Source organism: Capsulimonas sp. (assembly GCF_039929585.1).
Classification (GTDB): domain Bacteria; phylum Armatimonadota; class Armatimonadia; order Armatimonadales; family Capsulimonadaceae; genus Capsulimonas.
This window is the reverse complement of sequence record NZ_JBDSQY010000149.1, coordinates 37,104-61,598: the sequence shown is the minus strand read 5'-3', so window position 1 is coordinate 61,598 and position 24,495 is coordinate 37,104. Positions and strand designations below refer to the sequence as shown.

At 59.0% G+C, this 24,495-nt stretch carries 21 protein-coding genes, 1 pseudogene and 1 riboswitch; of the genes and pseudogenes, 2 read left to right on the top strand and 20 right to left on the bottom strand.

Annotated elements, in window-relative coordinates:
• Positions 1-304: 304 nt before the first annotated feature.
• The 8 genes from ABIZ35_RS10445 to ABIZ35_RS10410 all read right to left on the bottom strand — a co-directional run bounded on the left by ABIZ35_RS10445 (position 305) and on the right by ABIZ35_RS10410 (position 10,259).
• The gene (locus ABIZ35_RS10445; RefSeq protein WP_348219835.1) at positions 305-3,277 is read right to left on the bottom strand and encodes an alpha-L-rhamnosidase C-terminal domain-containing protein; all 2,973 of its coding nucleotides are present in this window, start codon (positions 3,275-3,277) and stop codon (positions 305-307) included.
• A 210-nt stretch (positions 3,278-3,487) separates the two neighbouring features.
• Positions 3,488-3,934: a hypothetical protein gene (locus ABIZ35_RS10440; protein ID WP_348219834.1), complete on the bottom strand. Its 447-nt coding sequence runs from the start codon at positions 3,932-3,934 to the stop codon at positions 3,488-3,490.
• Positions 3,935-4,056: 122 nt separating this feature from the next.
• The gene (locus ABIZ35_RS10435) at positions 4,057-5,505 is read right to left on the bottom strand and encodes an HD-GYP domain-containing protein (protein WP_348219833.1); all 1,449 of its coding nucleotides are present in this window, start codon (positions 5,503-5,505) and stop codon (positions 4,057-4,059) included.
• A 24-nt stretch (positions 5,506-5,529) separates the two neighbouring features.
• Positions 5,530-7,242, bottom strand: a complete 1,713-nt coding sequence (locus tag ABIZ35_RS10430) for a GGDEF domain-containing protein (RefSeq protein ID WP_348219832.1) — start codon at positions 7,240-7,242, stop codon at positions 5,530-5,532.
• 51 nt (positions 7,243-7,293) lie between these two features.
• Positions 7,294-7,572, bottom strand: coding sequence for a hypothetical protein (locus ABIZ35_RS10425; RefSeq protein ID WP_348219831.1), 279 nt, complete (start codon positions 7,570-7,572; stop codon positions 7,294-7,296).
• Entirely contained in the window at positions 7,569-8,978 is a 1,410-nt protein-coding gene (locus tag ABIZ35_RS10420; RefSeq protein ID WP_348219830.1) for a radical SAM protein, read from the bottom strand. The genes ABIZ35_RS10425 and ABIZ35_RS10420 overlap by 4 nt, the downstream gene beginning before the upstream one ends.
• A 33-nt stretch (positions 8,979-9,011) precedes the next feature.
• Positions 9,012-9,554: a zinc ribbon domain-containing protein gene (locus tag ABIZ35_RS10415; RefSeq protein WP_348219829.1), complete on the bottom strand. Its 543-nt coding sequence runs from the start codon at positions 9,552-9,554 to the stop codon at positions 9,012-9,014.
• Positions 9,555-9,557: 3 nt separating this feature from the next.
• Positions 9,558-10,259 carry a prolipoprotein diacylglyceryl transferase family protein gene (locus ABIZ35_RS10410; RefSeq protein ID WP_348219828.1) on the bottom strand — a complete coding sequence of 234 codons (702 nt, stop codon included), beginning with the start codon at positions 10,257-10,259 and terminating at the stop codon, positions 9,558-9,560.
• Between the two features lie 257 nt (positions 10,260-10,516).
• Here ABIZ35_RS10410 and ABIZ35_RS10405 point away from each other — a divergent pair, with 257 nt between their 5' ends.
• Positions 10,517-11,017 (top strand): hypothetical protein, encoded by a 501-nt coding sequence (locus ABIZ35_RS10405; protein ID WP_348219827.1) that lies wholly within the window; start codon positions 10,517-10,519, stop codon positions 11,015-11,017.
• A gap of 4 nt (positions 11,018-11,021) precedes the next feature.
• Here ABIZ35_RS10405 and ABIZ35_RS10400 read toward each other — a convergent pair whose 3' ends face one another.
• The 12 genes and pseudogenes from ABIZ35_RS10400 to ABIZ35_RS10345 all read right to left on the bottom strand — a co-directional run bounded on the left by ABIZ35_RS10400 (position 11,022) and on the right by ABIZ35_RS10345 (position 23,352).
• Entirely contained in the window at positions 11,022-11,681 is a 660-nt protein-coding gene (locus tag ABIZ35_RS10400) for a M50 family metallopeptidase (protein WP_348219826.1), read from the bottom strand.
• A gap of 59 nt (positions 11,682-11,740) precedes the next feature.
• Complete coding sequence (locus tag ABIZ35_RS10395) at positions 11,741-12,667, bottom strand: AEC family transporter (protein WP_348219825.1); 927 nt, start codon at positions 12,665-12,667, stop codon at positions 11,741-11,743.
• A 71-nt stretch (positions 12,668-12,738) separates the two neighbouring features.
• Positions 12,739-13,314 (bottom strand): hypothetical protein, encoded by a 576-nt coding sequence (locus ABIZ35_RS10390; protein ID WP_348219824.1) that lies wholly within the window; start codon positions 13,312-13,314, stop codon positions 12,739-12,741.
• A gap of 119 nt (positions 13,315-13,433) precedes the next feature.
• The gene (locus tag ABIZ35_RS10385) at positions 13,434-14,231 is read right to left on the bottom strand and encodes a hypothetical protein (protein WP_348219823.1); all 798 of its coding nucleotides are present in this window, start codon (positions 14,229-14,231) and stop codon (positions 13,434-13,436) included.
• 34 nt (positions 14,232-14,265) lie between these two features.
• Entirely contained in the window at positions 14,266-15,090 is an 825-nt protein-coding gene (locus ABIZ35_RS10380) for a hypothetical protein (protein ID WP_348219822.1), read from the bottom strand.
• 77 nt (positions 15,091-15,167) lie between these two features.
• Positions 15,168-16,124 carry a hypothetical protein gene (locus ABIZ35_RS10375; protein WP_348219821.1) on the bottom strand — a complete coding sequence of 319 codons (957 nt, stop codon included), beginning with the start codon at positions 16,122-16,124 and terminating at the stop codon, positions 15,168-15,170.
• 9 nt (positions 16,125-16,133) lie between these two features.
• Complete coding sequence (gene eutC / locus ABIZ35_RS10370; RefSeq protein WP_348219837.1) at positions 16,134-16,958, bottom strand: ethanolamine ammonia-lyase subunit EutC; 825 nt, start codon at positions 16,956-16,958, stop codon at positions 16,134-16,136.
• Between the two features lie 9 nt (positions 16,959-16,967).
• Positions 16,968-18,323, bottom strand: a pseudogene (locus ABIZ35_RS10365) (ethanolamine ammonia-lyase subunit EutB); the annotation flags it as partial.
• A gap of 39 nt (positions 18,324-18,362) precedes the next feature.
• Entirely contained in the window at positions 18,363-19,298 is a 936-nt protein-coding gene (locus tag ABIZ35_RS10360; RefSeq protein WP_348219820.1) for an acetamidase/formamidase family protein, read from the bottom strand.
• Between the two features lie 28 nt (positions 19,299-19,326).
• Positions 19,327-20,022, bottom strand: coding sequence for a hypothetical protein (locus ABIZ35_RS10355; RefSeq protein ID WP_348219819.1), 696 nt, complete (start codon positions 20,020-20,022; stop codon positions 19,327-19,329).
• A 21-nt stretch (positions 20,023-20,043) separates the two neighbouring features.
• A complete protein-coding gene (locus ABIZ35_RS10350) occupies positions 20,044-22,227 on the bottom strand; it encodes a PKD domain-containing protein (RefSeq protein WP_348219818.1) in 2,184 nt (727 codons plus the stop codon).
• Between the two features lie 147 nt (positions 22,228-22,374).
• A complete protein-coding gene (locus ABIZ35_RS10345; protein ID WP_348219817.1) occupies positions 22,375-23,352 on the bottom strand; it encodes an aldo/keto reductase in 978 nt (325 codons plus the stop codon).
• Positions 23,353-23,582: 230 nt separating this feature from the next.
• On the opposite strand from ABIZ35_RS10345, the gene ABIZ35_RS10340 reads away from it, so the two are divergent.
• A complete protein-coding gene (locus ABIZ35_RS10340; RefSeq protein WP_348219816.1) occupies positions 23,583-24,251 on the top strand; it encodes an IPT/TIG domain-containing protein in 669 nt (222 codons plus the stop codon).
• A 91-nt stretch (positions 24,252-24,342) separates the two neighbouring features.
• A riboswitch (SAM riboswitch) is annotated at positions 24,343-24,461 on the top strand.
• Positions 24,462-24,495 lie beyond the last annotated feature (34 nt).

Sequence of the window (24,495 nt, the reverse complement as noted above, 5' to 3'; positions counted from 1 at the left end):
GGACTTTCGGCAGTAATGTCTGCGGAGAGTATGTAAGACCTTTCGAAAGAAAGGCAGTTCTCGATGAAACAGAAAACGCTCCGCGTGAGCGGAGAAGCTCGGCCATTTATGGACGGGAGAAGTCACTTCTCCTTGTCTTTGCTGAACGTTTCGGCCCCGAACCAAATGTAATCCTTCTTGCCGTCCCAGAAAAAGAATGGCAGGCGCTCCACGGTCCCATTGTCGTACTTAAGAGTGTGTTGAGAAAGTCCGTTTCTTGCGTTCCATGCACAATTTCTACCCCAAGACCACTCTCTCAACACACTCAAGCGGCTTCGAACTCCCATGTGCCCGGGGCGACCTGGAGACGCAGACGCCCCTCTGATTCGCCGATGACTGTCACGCCTTTGACCCGTTCGGCAGCCCTCCCATTCCGCCACATCGTCTTGCCCTGGACCTGGATGCGCTTGAGCCCCTGTTCGTCCATCGGGATACTCACCGTGGCGGTCGTCTTTTTGGGTGATGTCAATTTGAGATGGAACTTGCCGGCGTCCCGAACGATTCCAACCTCTATACGCCCGGCCACAGAGTCGAAGCTGGCGTTTACGTGGTTCAAAGCGCCCAGTTGAGGGATGACATCGTAGGTAGTGAAACCGGGTGAAGTTGGCGACACGCCTGCGATGTAGCGCATCATCAATGTCAGCGGGCCACCGGCCCAGCCGTGGTTATAGCTGCCGCCGCCAAATCCTTCCGCGCCGATGCCCCAGCCCTCCCACAGCGTGGTGTACTTGCTCTCCACCATCTTCCGATAGCGCAACTTCATTCGAGCAATAGCCGCATCCGCATCGTTCATGCGGAAGAGCGATTCGAGAACGTACTTCTCCATGTAGGGACTGCCATGGAACTCCCGGGCCAGTACCGCCTTGATCGCTGGCCATTGCTCCGGTTTGGCCAATCCGAAGAGAACGGCTAGGGCGTGCCCGCGTTCATCGGTTTCTCCTTTGTATCCTGGAGATCGGTATTCGGTTCCCGTCCAGAGTAGTCGATTGTAGTTGCCGGCAATGCTTGTTCGCATGTCCTGATACCGGCGCACATCGCCGTTATGACCTGTCAACCGCGCCATGTAGATAGCCGACTCCAGCGCTTGATACAGCCAGGCGTTGTCCAGCACGGGGACATCGATATTTTCGCCCCAGTCCGCCCAGTCCCATCCGCCACCGCGGTGCTTCACAAGGCCGTCCGTTCCCAGTTTGTACAGGTCCAGGTAACGCTTCACCGCCGGATAGGCGTGGGCAATGGTCGCCTTATCGCCGGTGTAGAGGTAGTAATACCAGAAGCCGTAGACGCCGATACTGGCCAGCATCTGCATTGGCAATTCATTCGCGCGCACGACGCGCGTCGGCGTAAAATCCCACCAGCCCCCCGGGACGGGAGCGAAAAGGACGCCGTCCGGCTTCTGCCAGTCGACCAGATTGCAGATGCCCTTGCGAATGAGAGCATGGGCGCGGGCGTCGCAGGAGTACAGAATCTGGCCCAACACGATAACTTCATCACCCCACCACTGGGCGCGTTCGCGGTCCGCATCCTGAATGGCGTCGCGCATGTTCAGGTTCATGGTGTTGCGCGCCTTTATCCATAGCAAGTCCAGAAAGGCATCGTCGGACTGGAAACTGCCGGTAAAGTCGGTGTCGTAACGCGTTTCCCGGTAACGCAGGTCCAGCACTTCAACGCCTTCCGGGATCGAATAGATCATCCAGTGGCCGTTGAGATAGGCGAGGCTCTCGAACTCCTGCACGCCATCTTTAGTCACATACTCCGAGCGGTAGTTGTATTCGCTGCCGCCGTTGTAGTTATCCGTGCGCATGTCGATCGTCAGGCCGGCGGCCGCCTTGATCTTGAGGTACGGCGAGATCGACAGGTTCCGCGGCAAGAGGGCGATAATCGGTTTGCCGTCGCTGATACGAGGCATGCCAAGCGAGGGTGCGTCAGCCCGATTGCCCAGCAGCTCGGCGGCGTTTTCGTAGGACGTGAGTTCGCCGGTGCGCCATTGGGGAATCGGACGTTCGATCAGTCGATTCCACGGCGCGGCGGGCGGTTGGCCCAGTTCAGCCGGCGCAGGCCACGTGGAATCGTTGAAATTCGCCGCAGTCCAGTCTCCTATATCTTGCCGCGCATCAAAGTGGATATTGTCGTCGGGCATGCGTGCATTGGGATGTGGGTCCCCGGTGCTGCCGTACGCAGGGTGCCGGAGCATTTTCCAGGTGGCGTCCGAAATAATCCTGGTCCGTTCCGCCTCAAGTTCAAATACCAGCGCTGCCTCGCCGCTGCTCTGGTGCGAAAAGCCGTCCTTGCCCCAGTACCATGCCAGCAACGCGATTGAGTTGCTGCCTTCCTGGAGATAGGGAGCCAGATCAACCCGATCGAAATAGGTATCGCGTGGGTTCGCCGTGCGCTTCAATTCGCCTTCATAAACCGCAAGCTTCCCATTCACCCACAGCCAGTACTTCGAATCCACGGCGATGCGCGCAATCGCAGTTTTCGGCTTCTCGTCGAGCGTGAACCTCTTGCGATAACACGTCCAGGTATTTGGCGGCGACCCGTTATTCACCGCAATGGATGACCACGGAGCGATCCCGTTGCTTCCAAGTACACGGGCGGCTTTCCAACCGGCGGCGCCCATTGTTTCAGCGCCGTCCCACAGGGCGTCGGTGACGACTTCCACCGGCGTCTGGCCTTTGCATTCGATCCGGATTTTGCCGATCAGCCCGGCGGCATCGGTATCGTTTTCCGCGTGGACGACAATCGCGTTCGAACCAGGATATAGTGCGCCGGCGATGTCGATGGGGACAGCCTGCCGCCAATCATCGCCACGGCCGATCTCCGTTCCATTGACGATGAGCTTGAAATGGTTGTCCGCCGTGAACACAGCCACCGCCGAAGTCACTGTGGAATGATCCGGAAGATCGATTTGGCGGCGGAAGAAGCGTTTTCCCGGTTTGGCGTTTTGGGGCGCGACGATGCCGGCTTCATCGGTCCAGATCCACGCCGCGTCATGGAGATCGATTGTTTTAGGCGTGAGGGGGCCAATCCATTGGGCATGCCATGGGCGATCCGTGGGTGTTAGGGCTGCAATGGGCTTAGCTGTGGGCCGCGCACGCATCTCGATGATGTTCGCGTGTTCGGGCGACGACGCGGCATGGCTCGCCGCCTCGCCCAAAATCGACAGGGAGACAGGCGCCGCCACTGACGCCTTGATGAACTCGCGCCGCGTAAAGACTAGGGATTTTCTTTCAGACAATGGTATTGCTCTCCCGGTACTGTAGTCGTTGGTCCGCGCCTCATGAAGCTGTCCCGCGCCAGGTCGAATGCCGAGGATTTGTAACGGCCAATTCGTCTGACGCTACCTCGTTCAATGAGGTTCGCTGAGGCTTTGCCCAGTTGTTCTGACGATTGGAGCACACTGGTAAGGCCGATCCCGTTTGGCAAGGACAGTATAGGCTTCTTCGTGCTATTTCACCATGGCGATGGTGGCAAGAAACTTGTATGTTCTGACCAGGAAGCCCGTGCGCCGGTCGGTGAAAGCGATACGCGTTGGAACTTGGCGCTTGGCAAATGCATTTCCGAATCCGAAAGCTTCGACTTTATGTGCTTCGTGCACGATGCCTTCGATCTTCGCCGGCAATCCCGGAGCGCTGGTGTCTTTATGGGCGCGGCTGGACAGCCAGTTTTCGGGCGATCGACCTTTGAGATCGTCGGGTGAGAATACCGTGACGGAATAAGATTGGCCGGGCGCAAGGTCTCCTGGGATGAAGACGGTCGCGCCGCTAGGGGCGGCCTTTTGGGTCCAGCCATCGGGAATTGTGATACTCTGAGCCCGCGCGGGGACCGGCGAGATTGAAAGCGCCAGCACGGCGATCGGAGCGAGGACGAGGGAGGGAGAGATCCGATAGGTCATGACGTGTTCCTCTGAAGGCGTTTTTTACACGCGAAGAGGCATACCACTGAGCGCCGCATCGTTGCGGGTTTATATTACCAAATTCAGGAAATCAAGCTCAACAAACAAGCGGCAAAGAGAGGCTAAGCGGCGAGCTGGAGATCGTCCCAGCCTTCGCTTTCATCTCGTCCCTCCTCGACAACGCGCAGGAAGATTTCTGTCAGCGTAGGATCGAAGTGCGTTCCGGCGAGGCCGCGGATATGGGCGCAGACACGGTCGTGGGACCATGCTCTGCGGTATGGACGGTCGGAGCGCAGGGCGTCCCAAACGTCCACAAACGCAAAGAGGCGAGCGGCGAGCGGGATTTCTTCACCGCTCAAGCCACGCGGATAACCGGTTCCGTCCCATTTTTCGTGATGGTAGCGTGGGATGTCCAGCGCCGGCTCTAAGAACTCAATCGGCTGCAGCATCTGAACGGCGTATTCCGGATGGAGGCGCATTACGACCCATTCGGCTTCGGTCAAGGCGCCGGGCTTGAGCAGGATTTCGTCTGGGATGCCCATTTTACCGATATCGTGCAGCAGGGCGCCCTGACGCAGAGTATTCAGCTGGTCTTCCCCCATACCCAACGCTTGCCCCATACGCAGAGTGAGTTCGGTGACGCGCCGACAGTGTCCTTCGGTCTCGTGATCGCGCATTTCCAGCGCGCGGCTCCAGCCTTCGATCGTGGCGTTGTAGGCCACCAAAAGCTCGGCCGTGCGAAGGCTGACGCGTTCTTCCAATTCATTGTTCGTTTGGCGCAGCTCTTCATGCGCCTTGCGGAGCGCCTCAGCGGAGGCGAGACGCTCCGCCCCGGCGATCAGAGCATTGCGCTGATAGGTGTAGACACAAATCGTGACCGCCAGCGACATCAGCAGGGCTACTCCAAGTCCTGCCCACACCGCGTGGCGCAGATGCGACAGGTTATCCGTATACTGGGTCGCGTTCATGTCGACACCGACAATTCCGACACAGTGTCCATGAGAATCGCGGATCGGCGCATATCCGCTCATAAACGAGCCCCAGCGATCGGGATAGACTTTGGCGTCGGCCCCAACGATCCCCGTCCGAAGAGCGCGGAGCATCGGCGGCGGCGCCTCGGGGTACTCCTCCATAATATGCGATTTGTCATCGACGCCATCTCCATCGGCGTCCCCCGCAGGCGTGGGATCCAGAACGAAGAAGACTTTATTGTTGCGCAGGACGCACGTATAGATGAATTTCATATCGCCGCTGGCGATCAGCATCGCTTGCAGCGGAGCGATTGCGCGCCGGTACTCGGGCGTCGATTCCTGAGCAGGCAAGATGAAATCTTTGTGGCGATCCGCATCCACCACGGTCGCCGCCATCGCCGCCGTGTGGCGAAGCTCGGCGCGCATGCCATCGTAAGCGGCGGACAGTGAGCTGTAGTAAAGCGCGAGACTGCTAACGCAGCTGGCCACCAGCAGGACAAAGCCGGCAAGAAGCGCCGCCTTGTACGGAGCCACCGACGTGACGCGTTGTTTGAAGCGACGCCGCCGCAATTTGTAAGTAGTGCTTAAGAAATTGTCCATAAAAGTGCGTACGAAAAATCCGGCCTACGCCTCTTTGAGAGAAGCGGACATTCGATCCATCTCTTCCGGCGCGGAGCCGGTTTTCGGTCTTGCTAAAACCACGCGGTTTCTGCCCGCGCGCTTCGCCTCGTAAAGGGCCTGATCCGCGCTGCTGACAAGCGCTTCCGGCGTCTCCCGGTCCACGGCAAAAGCGCTGACGCCGATGCTTACGGTGATCGGCCGGTGCCCGAATGCATAACATTCGATTGAGACACGAATGCGTTCGGCCATAGTCCGCGCGCCCTCCAGATCGTTGAGCGGCAGCAGCATCGCGAACTCCTCGCCGCCATAACGCGCAACCACATCCGTATCGCGCGCGCTCTCCTCCAGCAGCTGAGCCACTTCTTTGAGAACCGTATCCCCCGCCGGATGCCCATAGGTATCGTTGTAGCTCTTAAAATGGTCGACATCCATCAGCAGAAGCGCGAAGGGAATCCGATAGCGCGCGGCGCCCGCGCAGGCTTCGGTCATTCGCTCGTAAAAGACCCGATGGTTTACCAATCCCGTCATGCCGTCCGTCATCGCCAGACTTTCCAGTCGCGCGTTGGCGGCGGCCAGTGATGTGTTTCGCGTCTCAATTGCATCCTGCGCCGACTGAAGCTCCCGGTAAGCGCCGTGCAGCTTTCGGTTCAGCTGGGCGTTGTCCAGGATAGCGATGATCTGGCGGAATAGCATCAGCACCACCAGGAGCGCCGCCCCCGAGTACACTCCATATTCCAGCATGGAGGGTTCCCGGCCACGAATGCAGTAAACCACGAGACCGGCGATGGCCGGGAGCAGCGCATACGGCAGCAGCGCCAACCAAATCGCTCCGTCGGTCGGCTGCAGTTTCGGAGCTTCGTCCTCACCATGCGAAGACAGACCGTCGTGGCTCAGCGAAGAGCTTCGAAGCAGCGTGGCGGCAAGTCCGATCAGCAGATACGCCAGAGGCCAAAAAATATCCACCACCTTGCCGGTCACGTATGTCTCGTGCAGAGTTTGATACGCGAAGACGACATCGGCGATCACGATGCTGAGCATTCCCAAAACCATCAGCGCGCCCGCGCTGCGCGGAATCGTCCGGCTCTCCTGAACGCAGAGGATCAGCACGCAAAACAGCAGGATCAAGTCGCCGATGGGATATCCGGCGCTTAAAATCGTTCCAAGCGTCGATTCTTGAGACATCAGCACCGTCGGCCCCAGCACAAAGTACCAGCTGCAAGTGAAAGCGCATGTCATGATCAGCATGCTGTCCAGCAGAACACGCAGGCGCAGAGTCGCCGAGAGGGGTCGCGACGGCATCAGCAAAATCCCCGCCAGCAGCAGCGGGTACTCTGTCAGATAAGCGATATCCGCCACCGAGGGAAAAGGCGGTTCTTTCAAAACCTGTTCGTAGTAGGCCCAGATCCCCTCACCAATACCATCGCCCAGCGCCCCCAGCGCAATCATCGTGCAGGCGATGCGGATGGCTCGGGAGCGTTTCGATTCCTGTCCTCCGCCTTCGCGACGCCCCGCCAGAAGATCCCGCGCGATCCAGACCAGCGCCGCAAGCGGCGCGACTACCGACGCTCCGTTGTCGAACGCAACACGCAGGGTCTGAGAAATCCCAGGCGTCACAAGCGCCAGCAATAGCAGGCCGATAAAAACGGCTGAAAAGATCAACCGTCGGCGAAATATCGTATGGATCGAATCCGTGTTGGCGTAGCGTGGCGTAATCATGACAAAAGGAACAGCCTCACCCTTATATTATCGGAAAAGGAACGAATTCCTTTACCATGGGTATGCAAGGGTGTGGTGTCGGGCGATGAGGAGCCAGATCTGCCAGGCGAAAACGGCGCCCCAGAAGATCGTAACCCACGGGGGCTTGGCCCAGCAGCGCCATTCCTGGACGCCGCGAGCGGAGGCGAGAAGATAAAAGAGGGTGGCGAGGCCGCTGAGAACGAGGAGGGAGAAGTTCTGAAAGATCAGCACCAAAAACGCGGCCTTGCAGAAGGTGAAGGCCCATCCTTCAAAGGCGCGCCCCTGACGCTGGCGGTCCCATTCGCTCATTGGGAAGCGCCTTTCGCCAGCATCGGCAGGGCGATTCCCGCCGAGCTGGGGCGACGCGCGCGATGCAGAATATTGTATTCGCAGAACGAAATCGCTTCTCCCGTCTCCGTGAGGATCTTGGTGCAGCACTGATCGATGCGCCGCCGGTCGTACGTATGGGCGTCCATGAACGGCTTGACCACGATCCGAAAGACACGCCGGCCCATCAGCTCGGGCTTGCCGATCAAGGGCAGGACGTCGCGTAGCCCGCCCCGAAGGAACAGGATCGCCAAGTCTCGCAGCGCGCGGCCTCCGCGCAAATGGACGGTATCCGACCAAACACGCCGCGCAGCGCCGCCAATGATCCCGGCAAAGCTGATCCGATCGGCAAATAGGTCCAGATATTGTGCGACGTCTAAATGGCGCGGCAGCGGCGTGATCGTTTCGCGCCGATCGTCGAGAAAGCCATAGGTCAGCGCGCTGCAGTCGGGATGGCTGCACGGCAGGCCGACGAAATCCGAGCGCCGCAGCGCGCCATCCGTCTGCGCCTCCAGCAGAGCGAGGACATCGGTGAGCGTCAGGCGCTCGGGCGCGGCGTAGTCGTCGTGCTCGTAACGGCCGCTGCTCATGACCGGCTGAAAGTTCAGGCCGTTGACATGATCGTTGGCGAGCGCAAAACGATACAAGTCACCGATCTCATCATCGTTGACCCCGCGCTCTACCGTAGGCACGAGGGTGACGAAAAGGCCCGCCTCCCCTGCTTTTTTGAGCGCCAGCGCTTTTTCCGCGCGCAAGTCTCGTCCATAAAGGCGCTCGTGGACCTCCGGGCGAAAACTGCTGAACGAAAAGAACAGCTCGACCTTGTCGCGATGGCGACCCAGCGTCGCGCAAAGCTCATCGCTCTGTGCGATCCTCAGACCGTTCGTGTTGACAAGAACGCGCCCGATGGGATATTCGAGCGCCAGATCCAGAATTTCGGCGAACTGGGGATGTATGGTCGGTTCGCCGCCGCTGAGCATAAGCAGGTCCAAGCTCGACTGCCGCCGGAAGAACTCGTCCAGCCGCCGCCGCGCTTCGTCCACGGTCATGAAGTCGTGCCCATGCGCGTCGGCATAGCACGTGGGGCAGCGCAGGTTGCAGGCGAGGGTGATTTCCAGCAGCAGCACGCAGACCGGAGGGCCTGAGCTTGGGTCGCAGACGGTATCTCCGCCGCAGCAGCCGCCCCCCACGCGCGGCGGCGTGTACTGGCGCAGGCGTCGATACTCCCCGGCGTCCGACGCCAGAAGCGTCCGACTTGCGCCGTGGCGTGGGCACAGGCTTTCCATCCAGATGCGCCCGTCATCCTCGGTGAGTACGGCGGGAACATCGCGCAGGCACTGCGGGCACAGGCTTTGGGTTTCTTCGTTCCAGGGTGTTGTCGGCGGCATGGCGTAATTCTCCTCAGATCGGCGAAAATCAGGTTATCGATTGAATACCATGAGGCTTCCAAAGCACCAGACGAACACGCCGAGCACCAGCACGCCGAAGGTAACGAGTCCGTATCCGACACCGCGCGCAAAGTAGCGATAGGTCGGGCGCAGTGAAAAATACAGGACCGGCATGGCGATCATGCCGATTCCATAGATAAAAATCGACACAAACGAGAGGATGAACCCGAGCACCATGTCCCCCCCGGCGTTCCCCGTCACAAACTTCGATATCGGCGACGCGGGCTGAGCGTAGCCAGCCGGCGGGGGCGGCCACTGCGCGGACTGGACGGGCGTCACATTCGTACCGCAGTTGGGACAGAGGGGCTGAAAACGCGGTAACTGAAAGCCGCAGTTGGAGCAGAATCCAGACATTTGCGTTGGCTGCGACATCGCGGCCTGCGCGGGAGGAGGCGGGGCAATCGGCGTGATGGACAGTTCACGTCCGCATCGGGGGCAATGGCTTTCCATGCCCTGAAGCGCTAACCCGCATTGGGGACAAACGCCGGGGCTGGACATAGAATTTTCGATCGACATAATTTACGCTCCCCCCACGGCTTGCGCAAGCCGCGCGGGATACAAAAGCCGCTGGAGCTTGACGGAAAAGAAGAACAGTCCCGCCAGACACGCCCATTGCGCCGCCGTCAATCCCAGCGCGACAGCGTTTCCCTCGCGGAAGAACTCGATCGTAAAACGAGCGATGCAGTAAAGCACGCCCTGAAGAAAGAACAGTGTGTTTTCCGGCGGACGCTTCCGGTCGCACCAGAGCAAGACGACTAGGATGAGCGCGTTCGCGGCGCTGAGATACAACTGCGAGGGATGACGCCAGGCGCCGTGCTGCCAGATCGCCCAAGGCTCGTGGGTCGGCTTGCCGTAGCAGCAGCCGGCGAAGTAGCAGCCCCAGCGGCCGACCGCCTCTCCCGCGCTGAGGGCGACGGCGAAAAGATCGCCCGTGGGGCGCCGAATGCCGAGAAATCGCTTATACAAAATCGCCGCGATGTATCCTCCGGCAAGCGCACCCAGGACGGATTTGCCGTCAGAGCCTGCCGCGATCCACTGCGCGGCATGGCCGCCGATCAAGCCGCCAATCAGCGCTGCCGCAACGATTGCCGCCATGCCGCTGGTCGCCATCTTGCGACGCCGCGCCATCACGATCCAGGCGACGAGACCGATCGCGTATCCCAGGGCGTAACAGCCGGCGGCGGGTGTCCACGAGAACCAGTTATGCCATACAAAATTCATCCCGGTCCCATTATACTTCGCCGTGCGCCGAGCGTTATAGGTCCAAGGGCCTATTTCTGTCGCACGAATGAAACTTCCCAAAGGTTGCAAAACTCAATCAACACGAAAAAAGAGTCGTCACGGAGCGTCAATATGGAGTATTATTGAAGGCAGACCGAGAACAGAAGGTCCTAACCTTTACCCAGACTTGGATTTCCGGAAGCCGTTCCACCGCCGTCGGCGTCCCCAGAGCGCTCTCACTTCGAAAGGAAAACACCTTGCAATCATTTCGCGCACCATTTGCCCTGTGCATACTCGCATTGGCGACGCTGCCATTTCTCGCCGGATGCGGCGGGGGCGGAGGTGGAGGAGGTCCGACCGACCCGATCTCGACGTCGGCATCCATTACCCGGACGGCTCCTAACGGATTGACGGCCACGCTGAAGGAAAGCGCGAACTCCGTGAGCGCTGGCTCCAGCATCACGTACACCTATACGCTGACCAACAACACCGCCAATCCCATCACGATCTCCGCCTCCTCGGCATCGCCGACAAGGCCGACCGTCACACTTGGGATAAACGGCCCCACTGGAGCTCTTTTCTACGCCTCACTGCCGCCGCCGCCGCCGCTGGTCACGGCGACTCTGGCTCCGGGCCAATCGCTGACATCCACCGAAGTCGTCCCGCTCGGCGGGGCGGGCGTCTACAGCGCCACCGCGAAATTCGGCGATTTGACGCCTGTCTTCAGCGTCGGGACGCTTGCCGTCACCGTCCGCTAACGCCTCACTCCTCCTGGCCGGGCGGCGTCGCCGCCGCCCGCCAGAGGTTCTCCCGCACCCACGCCTTACCGCCCTCGTAATACGCCGCCCAGCAGTAAGCAATCAAGCTCACCACGCCAATCGCCGCCGTGACCGTGCTCCCCGCCCACCAATACGCACGCCCATAAATCACGTTAAAATCGCCTTGGAACGATCCCGTCAGGCAGAGCAGCGGATACCAGAACAGCACGACATACCATTGCTCCATGGCGGCGGAGGCCAGGATAATGCGCCAGATCAGCGTCACACGCCCATACCGCGCCGCAAGCGCCAGCGCGATCCCCATCGTATAACTAACGACGTTGCCCGCAAGCGCCACCCACCAATCCTGCCGATTGGTCAGCGTGTTAGGATATGTAATCTCTCCCCAGTAACCAAAGTAGTGGAGCCGAATTCCCTGTGCGCCGAAGAGCGCCGCGACCAGCGCGTGTCCGCCCTCGTGCAGCAAAACCACCGGCGGCCACAAAAAGTAAAAAGCGATACCATTCGCCAGCCGCATATCCTCCGGCGTCACCGTGTCGTCGAACAGGCTCTTGCGCCCCTTCCAGACGGCAAAAGCCATGCGAATGGCGAGCACTCCGTAAACGATGGAGATGATCGTAAGAATTGTTGGGGTTAAAACCATGGAAGAAAATAGCTCCTGCCGTTAGCTTACCTGAATTTGGGGGGCGAGCGCACGGCGCACTATCCCAGCCAGGCGACCAGAAGCGAAATGGTAAGTACGGAGATGAGGGTGGAGAAGAGGATTGCGCGGGAGGTAACGGCGGCCTCACGGCCGTAGTGCTTCGCCAGCATAAACGGCCCGGTCCCAAGGGGCAATGCGCTGAGCAGCAGCGCGGCGTGCGACCAGAGCGGCGGCATTGGAAACACCCAGAAGCAAAGCGCGCCCGTCACAAGCGGCTGAAAGAACAGCTTCAAAACGACCAACCGCCACACCGTGGACATCTCACACGCTGCGACCGGCTGGGCGAGAAACAGTCCGATCGTGACCAGCGCACAGGGACTGGCCGCCGCCCCCAGCAGCGTGGTAAAACGTAAAATCGGCGTCGGGATCACGATGTGAAGCGCCGCGCACAGCAGCCCTAGCATCGGCGCCGCCAGCAAAGGATTGGTCGCGAGCGACTTCCCAACCTTCCCCAGCGTCCGCCCCAGGCTCTTCTCCTGCTGCAAGTCCATCTCGATCAGCACAATGGCTGCGGCAAAGAGCACACACGCCGTCAGCACCGCCGCAATCGCCGCCACGGGCAGCCCCCGCTCCCCGAACACCGCGAGACACAACGGGATCCCCATAAACCCCGTATTCGGATAAGCCGCCCCCAGCCCCTCGATACTCTTATCCGCCAACCGATGCGCCTTGCGGCGATCCAGCGCAAACGCCAAAACAAACGTCGCCGCCATTCCCCCGACAAACGACGCCAGAAACCCCGGATGATTGATTTCACCCCATGTGATCCCCGCCATCGACTGAAACAGCACCACCGGCAGCGCCAGCCGCACGACAAATGTGTTCAAGTGATCGACGGCGGGGCCGAGAACGCCCCGCTTGGCGCTTAAGTAGCCAACGAGGATCAGGGCGAAGATCGGAAGGACGGAGTTGAAGATGGCTTGCATACCCGTGATTGTGCATGAAGTCGACGCCCGAATGCAAGGTTTCAGGGCGAGCATTGTATGCCGTTACAGAGTTAATGATTATGATATTTTCTTATAATCTCATATGATTCTAAGATCGTTTTGTGAACCCACTCGCGCTCTTTAGGAATCAATTGCTCTATCTGTTTTAATATTTCCATACATTTAGGGTCAGCAGTATTTTTGATAGCCGAGACAAGATCGGCTTGTTCATATTCGTCCAGTTCCTGGATTCTATTTATTACTTCATCAAGACAAGAAAGATAGTTATAACCTTCAGTGAACATGAACGCCACAATGATCGCATCTCGAATTAAGCGATCATTAACAAGCGGGCAAATAATCGGGATTACCTCATTCGGAATGAGCGAAGCGATCATTCCTATACGTCCTGCAACGGCTACACGAAAATCCTTGGCGTCTATTTCAATTTCACCTGGTCTTGGAGGATTGTATAGCAGATCGAGTAGGATTGGAATATAACTAATATCCGCCCTCGCTGCCCATTCCTCCCATACTCTATCTATTCGATTTACTTCATCTTTAATATTAAGATATGCAAATTCTATTGGCCCCCAATCCGAGGCGTCAAGATATAGAATATCTAAAATAATTTGCCGACGATTCATTGTAGTTCACACCTGACTGCGCCCACTGCTATAGACTTGGGATACTAAAAGATAATCTTAGATTGTGTATCAAAGCGGCGCTCAGACGCAAGGTTCCGAAGAGAGCATCGCAGTACTTGTTACCGCTCCGCCTCCCTCTCGGCCTTGATGAGTTTTGGCGTTTCGCGCAGGGCGAGCAGGTCGGCAAGGTTGGCGCAGAGGATCTGTTCTTTGCCGTCAAGATGCGTGGCCACGACAGCCTGAATCGAGATGCCGATCCGTACACGACCGTCGTGGAGGCGGAGAGGCTCACTGGGCTTGCCGTTGACCTCAACTGGGATCATTTCGTAATAGAAATCTTCGAGGAGCTTGATCTGCTCCGGGGAGAAATCGGAGACCGGCAGGCCGCCTTCCTGACCAGCAGTGTCGTTGAAGTATTTCTTTTTCTGCTCGGCGGTTAAGCTATCGAAAAAGGCGGCGCCTTTTTGCGCGTCATGATGACTGTCGGGAATGAAGTCGACTTGGACACCGACATCACTGAGCCCAATTTTGCTGGACTTGGTGATACCGGCGCAGATACGGACCCATAAGGTCGCGTCGGCGAGCGGATCGGGCTTCGCCAGCCATTGATCGACGACTTTGTATGGCGTTAGTACAGCTTCGTGATTTCGAAATTGGCGCAGCACCCTGGCGCGAATTTCGGGAGACCACTCGGAGGCGGGAGAAGGGCTCAGAGTGTAAACAAGGCTGTCGCGCAGGGGCGCCGGCCATTCAGTGAACGCTTTGTCGCCAATTTGCGCTTTGAGAGCCTCCATTGTGAACGCCGTGATACGCGCGTCCGCCTCGGCGGTCTGCGGCGAGAGGGCGAGCGCGGCGGGCGAACAGCAGAAAGTGGACGCGACGACTCCCAGAACAGCGATAGCGTTCATGAGCTTCATGATTTATTCTCCAAATGGGCGCCGGCGATGACGGCTACAGATATTTCGCCGCCGCTTTGGGATTAAGCGTCTTTAAAATGTGTAATGTCCCATGCCATCCACCATCGTATGCGGGTTTGCCTGCCGTAAGATCGAGAAACTTTGTTGCGACATATGTGAACCGTTGAAATGCAGGCTTGTCGCTGCTGGAAAGATACACTGCTTCGTACGTTTCTGCTAAAATTACGTAGCTCAAGGGACGATTCGGCTGCAGAACAAAAGCGCGTTCAGCATATTGTGCGGCCAATTTAGAATCATTTAAATCCTCTAACGCCATCAAGGCGTCTGCAAGCCCGAACGCGACGTCCCAGTCCTTCGGATTCTGTGCGAATAGCCGTTTTCCAAGAGCCACCAATTTACTTGAAGATTGAGGATACACACCGCCACTGCCTATGGTAGTCAGTAAGAAACGCAGGCGGCTGTACTCGTAATTGTTGCGCAGATCCAGTCGCTCAACCGCGCGAATCGCTTCGGGAGCAGGCAAGCCGACGACAAGTTTGTTGGACCAGCCCAGGTAAGCCGCGCAGCCCCATCGATACTGCGCCGTTGAGTTTAGCGGGAGCAGTTTCGCCCATCGCCGATACTCCGCGATAATCCGACCGGCGTTTTGCGGGTTCGCCAGCAGCCGCGCGTTCACCTGGGCCGCCTCGCGATGCAAGTCCGTGGAGTTGGTTGTCCATTCTTCGTCCGTCCATCTCAGATCGTCGGAAACGGTATAGGGAGTGGTGTCCGGACCGACGACGTACGCCGTGATGGACCCCAGCACGGTCATCGTCGCCGCACAGATTGCAAAAATTTTGACACCGCGATTCAATTTCATAAAAACCTTTGTGGAACGAAGCGATAACAGATTATACATCCAGGTTTTGTAAATAGCGAGTGCCCTGCACTCCGTCTCTACATCTTAAACGACGGCATTTTGGCGGTGTCCGCAATCCAATGCACGCGGCCGTCCGCAAAGCCGTAGTCGGTTCCGTGCAGATGGCGGCCGGGCTTGGGTCGCGATGCGCCAAGGTCCGAGGCATTACGTTTGTTTGCCCGGCTTTCGAAGATTGCGACCGTTTTGCTGGGGTTGCTCAATTCCGCCAGGTACCGGTGGGACAAGCTGGGGTTAAATGCGTAGGAGTACTTCTCGCTTGCAGGGGCGGAGGGATCGTGATAAACATTTTCCGATTTGAGATAGGGTTTGATCTGATCCATCCAGTGCTTGGCGTTGGGATAGCGCTCATCGTTATCCTGAACGTATTGCAGGATCGCCAGGCCAATACTTCTCAGATTGCTCTGGGAAGCAAACCGGTCCCCAGCTTCCTCCATTGGGCGCGCCACCATGGGATCAGCGAGTTTCAGTGACGCCAGGGGAGCTAATCGCAATGCTCCATTTTTAGGATCGCGGGCCGTAACCACAATCATTGTGCGCTGTTCGAGCATTTCTGGCGATTGATAATGCACTCGTACGAGATTTGCCTTGCCAAGCTCCGTTCCGTAAACTTCAAACTGCATCTGAGCAACGTTTTTGGTATCGTAGAAGAAAGCAAAGAGCGCCGCGTAGGCAGACTGGCGCAGCGTCGCGGACTGCTGATACACTTCGTTCTGAGCCATGCCGTCGAAAAAAGTGGCGCTCTGATCGCGAGTGAGGCCTGAGAAGCTCAAATAATCTCCTGGTAGGAACAGTGAAAAGGCGGATTTGAAGTCGCCGCCTGCTTTCGTCTGGGCAAACTTCTGAACGACGGAAAATGCAGGCGACGCGCTCACATCGACGGCGGGAGCGCCTGGACCAATGACATCCGAATGGACTGAGATGGGATACCCCAGCAAGATGATGGCGGCAATCGTTCCGAAGCTTCGTATTTTCATGGCTGCTTTCTAAAGTGCCGGCGCGCCGGGAAGGCCGGGATCGCTGTGGAAAGAGATCGGCGACAGGTCGGCTTCTTCTTTGAGATGCACGCCGGAAATATGCCGGCGTCGAGCCTCACGCATTAAGTATAACAGGCGGGCGGCGGCAATGGGATATGGCAGGCCCTCGGGGCGTATGTTGGAGAGACAGTTACGCTGCGAATCGGCCACGGCGCCGCGCGGCCGCCAGACGAGGTAGACGCCAAGAGAATCGGGCGTGGTCAGGCCGGGACGCTCGCCGATCAGGACGACGGCCATGTCGGCGCCGAGCGCTTCGGCGACGGCGTCCCCTACCGCAACGCGTCCTTGCTCAATGAGTACGGCGGGGCCGATCTTCCATTGAGAGTTGCGCAGCGCGGGCAGGACGGCGGACAGCAGGGGCGCGGCGTGACGGTTCGCCGCCGTGGCGCTGAGACCATCGGCGATGACGAACACAACGTCCCAGCCGCCGGGCGTTCGGGCGAGCTGATCGAGCGACGCCGGGTTCAGACGGCGGCCGAGATCGGGACGCTGAATGTATTCGGCGCGGTCGGCGGCTTCGCTGTGAAGCGCCAGGGGCTCCATTCCGAGATCTCCAAGGCTGGTTCTTAATCCATCGAGATCCAGTAGGGACCCGACGGCGTCGCGCGCCTGGGCGTGATCCCACTGGAACGCCAGATGCGCGTCCGTCGGCTGGGAAACACCCGTGGGAGCGACACCGATGCGGGCGGGGGTGAACTCCCCCAGCCTCGTCCAAATCGAGGATGCCTCCAGCGCCTTGGACGCCGGCGCGATCTCGCCGAGCGCCTCCAGCATGGGGCTGCTCGGACGCGAGGCCGTCAGGGATTGGAGGCTGCCGTCGGCGCCGAAGACGCCCATGCGCTCCAGCCATGCTTCGAACTCCGGCGCGGGGCGTTTGCCAAGAAGGCGGCGCACATAAAGGGCGTCGTGGTATGAGGTGCTCTGGTAGTTAAGCATGATATCGTCGGCGCCGGGCACGCCCATGATGAACGTACAGCCGGCGGCGGCGATCAGTGTGAGCAGAACGTCCATATCGTCCTGATCGGCTTCGGCGTGGTTGGTGTAGCAAACGTCGCAGCCCATCGGCAGGCCGAGCAGCTTGCCGCAGCAGTGATCCTCCAACCCAGCCCGAATAATCTGCTTGCCGTTAAAAAGATATTCAGGGCCGATGAACCCGACCACCGTGTTGACCAGCAGCGGCGAAAAGGCGCGGGCGACGGCGTAGGCGCGGCACTCCAATGTCTGCTGATCCACCCCGTGATGCGCCCCGGCGGACAGGGCGCTCCCCTGCCCCGTCTCGAAGTACATCACGTTGTCGCCGACTGTCCCCGGTCCCAGCGACAGCGCCATCTCGCGCGCCTCGCGGAGCATCGCAAGGTTGACGCCGAAGCCGCTGTTCGCCGCCTCGGTTCCAGCCACCGATTGGAAGACCAGATCGACCGGCGCGCCGCGCTCCATCGCCAGCATCGCATTGGTGACATGGGTCAGCACGCACGACTGCACCGGCATCTCGAAGCGCAGCCGCATGGCGTCGAGCATCTCCATGATCCGGATGCAGGCGTCTACATTGTCCGTCGCCGGGTTGACGCCGATCACGGCGTCGCCACCGCCGAGCAGCAGGCCGTCCAGAAGACTGGCGGCGACGCCGCGCGGATCGTCGGTGGGATGGTTGGGCTGCACGCGTGTGGAAAGCCGCCCTTCCAGCCCGATCGTATTGCGAAACCTCGTGACGACGCGGCATTTGGCGCCGACCGTGATCAGATCCTGCACGCGCATGATCTTGGTGACGCCCGCCGCCATCTCCGGGGTGATTCCCGGCGCCAATCGGGCGAGCGAGTCGGCGTGGGCGGCGTCCGAAAGCAGCCAGTCCCGAAACCCTCCGACCGTGAGATGGGCGATCGATGCGAACGCCGCCGTGTCGTGCGTGTCCACGATCAGCCGCGTTACTTCATCGCTCTCATAAGGAATCACGGCGCTGGACAAAAAGTCCGTCAGACGCGTGTCCGCCAGCGCCATCTGCGCCGCCACCCGCTCCTGCGCGCTGCCGGCGGCGATTCCCGCCAGCGCATCGCCCGACCGCGCCGGCGTCGCTTTTGCGAGCAGCGTCTTCAGATCCGCGAACACGTACGTCTTCCCGCCAACCGTATGCCGATAGGTCATGACGTCCTCCCGGTCCACCACAAACTACGCATGGCGAGATTACAGGCTCAGTACGCGCGCGAGCAGCGCCTTGTCCATTTTACAGACAACAGTATACGCGGGATCGAAGACATTGGCGATCTCATACTCCACGCACTGCCCCATCAGCGTATGCGCTTCGGTGACGCTCAGGGCGTAATCTTCCTGAAGCCAGCGCGCCATCTCACTGGTAGCGTGCTGCAAGGCCTGATCCAATGGACGCGCGTTGCCCGCCGCTAGGATATGCGTCGCCGTTTCGGCCCGGGGCCACTGGATCGTCTTGCCTTTGACTACGGACAGCGTGAACTCGACATCGAACGAAATCTCGATGCCGGTCCCGCAGATCTCTCCGCACCCTTGGACCGCATGGCCGTCGCCGAGAAAGAACAGCGCCCCCGGAACAGCAACAGGAAAGAACACGGTGACGCCTTCCACGAACCCTTTATAGTCCATATTGCCGCCATTCGTGGATGATGTCGCCGTAGAGATCGCCTGTCCGCCGCCCGGCGCAACGCCGAAGCACCCGACCATCGGCCGGATCGGAATTGGCAGCCGCCCCAGCTTGTTCTTGGGCGAGGTCAGCACGGCGGTTCCGGCTTCCGAATCGACATCCCACTCGCCCCTGCTTTCGGCAAAGCTGGCCATCGGCGTAAGCAAGAGAACATCGGCGGGGTCCATCACATTTGGCGCCAGCTGCGTTCCCGTCCAGCCATAGCGCCGGTTTGGGCGCAATCGATCCAGCCGCACCGCCAGCACATCGCCCGGCTCCGCGCCTTCCACGTAAAACGGCCCGGTCATCGGATTGCCGCCCGTCGCCAGACGATTACGGTTTTCATCAAAACCGGCGGCGTCCAGCGTCTTTGTGACAATCGTATCGCCATCAGCAACAGTCAATACCGGAGGGCGCTCCCCGAGTGTGCTGAAGTATTGGGTCGGCGTGAATGTGTGCTTAATCATATCCGTCCCTGCCCTTTCGGTGAGCCGATCAGCGGCGCTTAATTACTCCGTGCGGAGTTTTATCGAGCCGGTGGTAGAGATTTGCCAGAATCTCACGAGAAAAAGAATCTTCCGGATCGAGCAGGATCGCCAGATTCAGTTCATGAATGGCCTTTTTGGGATCATAACTGTCGACGGAAGGATTTGCATAGACATTCCCCAAAAGTTCGTGAACGTGAGGATCACTGGGCGCCTGCCCAGCGGCTTTCTGAAGAAGCGCGATCCCCTCAGGCATCTTGTAGCCGAATTGCCATAAGAAAAATCCGTATTCCATATTCGCGACGGACGACTGTGGATTGATCTGCACGGCTTTCTCTAGACACGCGCCTGCGGTTTGAAAGAGATCGGTCCGATAGATCCATTCGTAACGAGCGCTCAATTTCGGGCGCATGCCGTCAACGCCCAAATATTCCGCCGCAACCCCTCGCAGAAGGTTGGCGTCGAAGCCGTTCTGATCACGCCGCCACTTCTCCGTATACTCATCATAGGCGACGTCAATCACATGGGAGTGTCTTGCCCGCTTCAGCAGCTCACGCTGATAAGGCGACTGAATCGGTGTTTCTCGAATTGCTTGCCGCATCGCATTCTGGGTGACTGACTCGCGCGGGCGCTTCCACACCGCCAAGGCAATCGCCACGAAGGCGAAGCCTATGAACGATATTATTGCGTAACGTCGAAATTTCATGAATCGAATATCCTATTTCCGCTATTTCTCCGCGACAACATCCTGCGAAGTGGCGTCGGCTGAGATGCTGGAACCCGTGGAGGAGGCGCTGGTCACATGGACAGTGGCGGTAATGCTGGTCGCGGGAACAGGGAATCGCATCACGATTGCGCCTGGATTCGCGAAGTGCGCCTTGAGATAAGCCTGTGTGTAATATAGCCGATCATTACGCCCCACCGTGACCCAGCGAAACATGCCGCCTGCTGAATTTGGCGCATTGCCGGCATCATTGTTGAGGATCGACGTGCGGACCGGGCAAGTGGGATCCGTCGTCGTCCATGCCTCAGGAACAGGCGACGGCCCCAACGGCTGAGAGCCCGGAGACGAGCCGCCAGCCGGAAACTCTGTCCGATAGTTAACGGAGCCGTCGGCGGACGTAATCGTCGCCACTCCCGTGGCGTGGGTGACTTCTAGCCGATAATCTCCGCCGTGAGAGTGATTCAGAGAAAGAAGCGTTGGCCAGGCGCCGGGAGAACTCGGCTTCCAAGTGGCCGTCCAATAGCCCTCGCGGGACGCCTCCGCCTGAACCGTGGATCCTCCTGGGACCGACCCTTGAATATCCGCCGATGCATCCATAACGCCTTTAGCGCTGGTGGCCCTCGCGGACAGGGCAAGAGTCGATTGCGGCGCCCGGGCCGAGCTTGCCTTTCGCTTGTAAATGATCGCCCAGTAGCCAGGCTGAACTTGCGGAGTGACGAACGCCATGGGAGCGGAATAGCGGGATTCTTGATCGCCCATGGACGCCGTCACGACATATCGATAATGCGTTCCATTGTCAATCGCCGTGTCGGCAAACCCTGTGTCCGCGTTTCTGATCCAGCCGACGGGCGTATACTTGCCGTCATCCACATGGTACACAGTGTAAGCCGTTGCACTGGCGACTGCGGGCCACGTGAGGACCACAACATGGTCTCCCGGCGTGGCGGTGACGCGCGCCGGACCGCCGACCGGAGCTACTGTCACCGTTACCAAACGGTTCGCGGACTGACCGGCGCCATCTGTCACCTTGACCTGGACACGATATTTCCCGGCCTTCGGAAAGACCGCAGAAATCGTGGAGGCGTTCCTGCCGTTTGGAAATTGAACAGGAGACGGGGCAGATCCAGCGGCCGACCATTGATAAGTCAAGACTCTGTCCGCGAAATCGCTTTCCGCTTGGGCGCTTAGCAAAACAAGAACGCCCTCAGTCACAGGCTGAGAGCCAAGCGAGACGGCGACTATTTTGGGAGGTTTGGGCGGAACAGACTCAATTTGCTTCCAATCAGGAGTGGATTCGCCCGGCGCCACCCATATTTTTCCAGTCCCTTTCATGCGAGCCCGTTCGGACGGCCAGTCCGGGTGTGCTCTTTCGTATGCGGTCACCTTTTCAATCCGCGCGATTGTCCCCTGGGCGCCCTCCTTCAGGTCTTTGCCCGCAATCTCCCTTTGCACAAAGATTTTGTTCCAGCGTATCGTCTCCGCGCCATCGTTCTGGTCAAATGTCCGCATCCAGCACTCGTAATAGACACTCGCGATAGTAGCGTACACCCGCGGATTGTTAGGATGCCTCTTCACCAGATCCGTCGCGTAGTGGAGCGCCTCCTTTTTGTTCTGGGGAGACTCCCAAGCATTCAAATCGTGAATAAGCTTTGTCTCCACCCAGCCATCCTGTGGATCTTTCGCGAGCAGCCGTTTTCCCAGAGCCAGATAGGCGCCGTTATCCACAATATCCGTAGGCGAACTCAAATACCTTAGGCGAATATAGTCATAAGACTGCGGGTCTTTGGCGTGCACGATAACCGAGTATGTGTCAACATTGCTCGTGTAAATTCCTGGCTGCTGGTAAGCTGCCGCGAGTTGAGTATAAAGCCAGCGATACATCGATACAGGGTTTTTCTCATCCCAATGATGCACTCTCTCATAGTCGTCAATATCCCGCGTCTGGATTTGTCCGCGAGCCGCCAAACCATCTATTTCGGCTCGTATCGCGGCGTAAGGCTTGTTATTGCCTGTCCATTCCTCGGTAAGCCAGACTTTGTCTCCCGCAGTCTGGCTTCTTCCCGGCGATGGCGTAGTGACACTCCGCCAGTAGAGAGCAGCAAACTTAGGTACACGCAGAGCGAGCGCGGCGCCGCAAAGCACTACGGCGCCGACGATAAGAAAAAGCCTGGTTTTAGTTCTGAACATGAAGTTTCCGGTTTCGGGCAGCAATCAAGAATGTGCTAATATTTTACCACATTTATATAGAAACAAGCAGCCACTCCCATAGGACGGACATCTCTATGGGAGTGGCTGCTTGTTTCTTTGCCGCTGTTTAGGCCAGCGTTTCGAAGTTTACGCAAGCGTTTCCTGAATGAACGCGATATCGTCGGCAGTGAGGGTGCGGCCGTCGGCGGCGAGGTTGCATTTGGCCTGACGCTCGTTGCGGAAGCCGGGGATGACGCAGGCGACGCGCGGCTGGGCGAGGATGTAGTTGAGCGCGATGGAGGCGAGATCCTCGGTGGTGGCGCCGAACCGAGCCTTGAGCGCTTCGAGCTTGGGCTTGAGGGCGGCGATGGCTTCCGCGCCGAAGGCGGAGCTGTCTTTGCGGTGGTCGCCAGGCTCGAACTGGGGCGGGGTCTCGGGGTTGTACTTGTCGAGCAGGCGCGCCTGGGCAAGCGGGCTGAAGGCGACGAAGGTCATGCCGTGCTCTTCGAGCAGCTTGCTGACGCGCGAGCCGGGGCGGACGAACTGATCGTCGAGCGCGTGCGCCCAGCTTTGCAGCACTTGCGGCTTGACAACGGGGACGACACGCTCGAAGTCATCGGCGGAATACGCCGACTGGCCCTTGACGCGGACTTTGCCTTCGGCGACCAGGGCGTCGAGCGTGGCGGCGGCTTCGGGCAGGTATTTGGCGTCCGGGCCAAAGTCGCCGTGGTGGAAGTAGTAAACGTCGATGTAGTCGCGCTTTAAGTTGATCAGCGACTGCTCGCACTGGTGGCGGATATGCGCCGGTTCGTAGGCGTGCTCGGCGGTTCCGGGGAAGTGGCCGATCTTGGTGGCAATCACATAATCGTTGGTTTGGACGCCGAGCTTGTCGAAGACGCGAGCGAGCATCCGCTCCGCCTTGCCGTTGCCGTAGACATCGGCGTTGTCAAAGTGGTTGACGCCGGCGTCGAGGGCCGCTTTGATCCCCGCGACGATGTCGTCCTCATCCACGTTCGCCCATCCGTTGGGGCTGCCGTTGACCCAATTCAGGCCGCCCATTGTCCAGCAGCCAAAAGATATCTCCGAGACATTGACGCCGCTTGCGCCCAGGGGCCGATAATTCATTCGTGATTTCCTTATCCAACCGAAAAGATGTACGGCGGCGTGACCGTCCGTCCTCGGGATTCTACCTGACGGAAGAGTTTTCATGCGTATTGCCGGCGCGAGCCGCAGCAAGTACTTTACATCTTTGAGATAAATGATATAATAGGTCAGGCTCCGGCGTCCGTGAATGAGTTCTCCATGACCCATCACGCCCCCGGCGAACATCCACGGAGCACGGAAAAGGTTTCCTTTTGAAATACGTAACCCTTCAGCGATACCGAATGGCGGGAATGGCCGCGCTCGGAATATCGATTGTCGTGATCGCCGGATGCGGCGGCGGAGATAGCGGCGGAGACAACAGCGGTTCATCGGACGGCGCAACAACGGGCTCCACGACAGGAACGATCAACGGCATCGTGATCACTCAGGTAGACCCGCCCAGTGTTCCTTTGAACGCTGGCCGCATCGTCACCATTTCCGGCACAGGCTTCGAATCCCGGGACGCCACGGGCGCGATCATGCCCGTCACAGTGCATCTCGGAACTCAGCTCGCCAATTCGACGGTGGTCTCCGATTCCCAAATCAATGTCGTCACTCCCGGCGGCGCTCACATCGGCACGGTGGACGTGCGCGTGCTGAACGCCAAAGGAATCAGCGCGATCACTCCCAACGACAAGCTGACATACACCCCGGCGGTCTCCACAACCGGGACGACGACAGGATCGACCGACGGAACGACCACCACCGGAGGAACAACGACCACGGACGGCGGCACGACCAGCGGCGGCACGACGACCGATGGCGGGACCACCAGCGGTGGGACGACGACCGACGGCGGAACCACCAGCGGAGGAACAACCACCGACGGAGGAACGACTAGCGGAGGAACAACCACCGACGGGCCGCCGGATCCACCGTAGGATAGTCCCATCGAATGACCGCCGTCGGCTCCGTTGACAAAACGGGGCCGGCGGCGCCATAATAGACACAATTCAATAGCGCAGCATGACGTTCTTATCAAGAGTGGTGGAGGGACCGGCCCGATGAAACCACAACAACCACCCCGCCCGGGGAAGGTGTTAATTCCGGCGCCGCATTTTCGATTCGAGAATGAGGGCGCGAGATAAGACAAGCGAACGAAAACTTCTCCCGCTTGCCTCACGA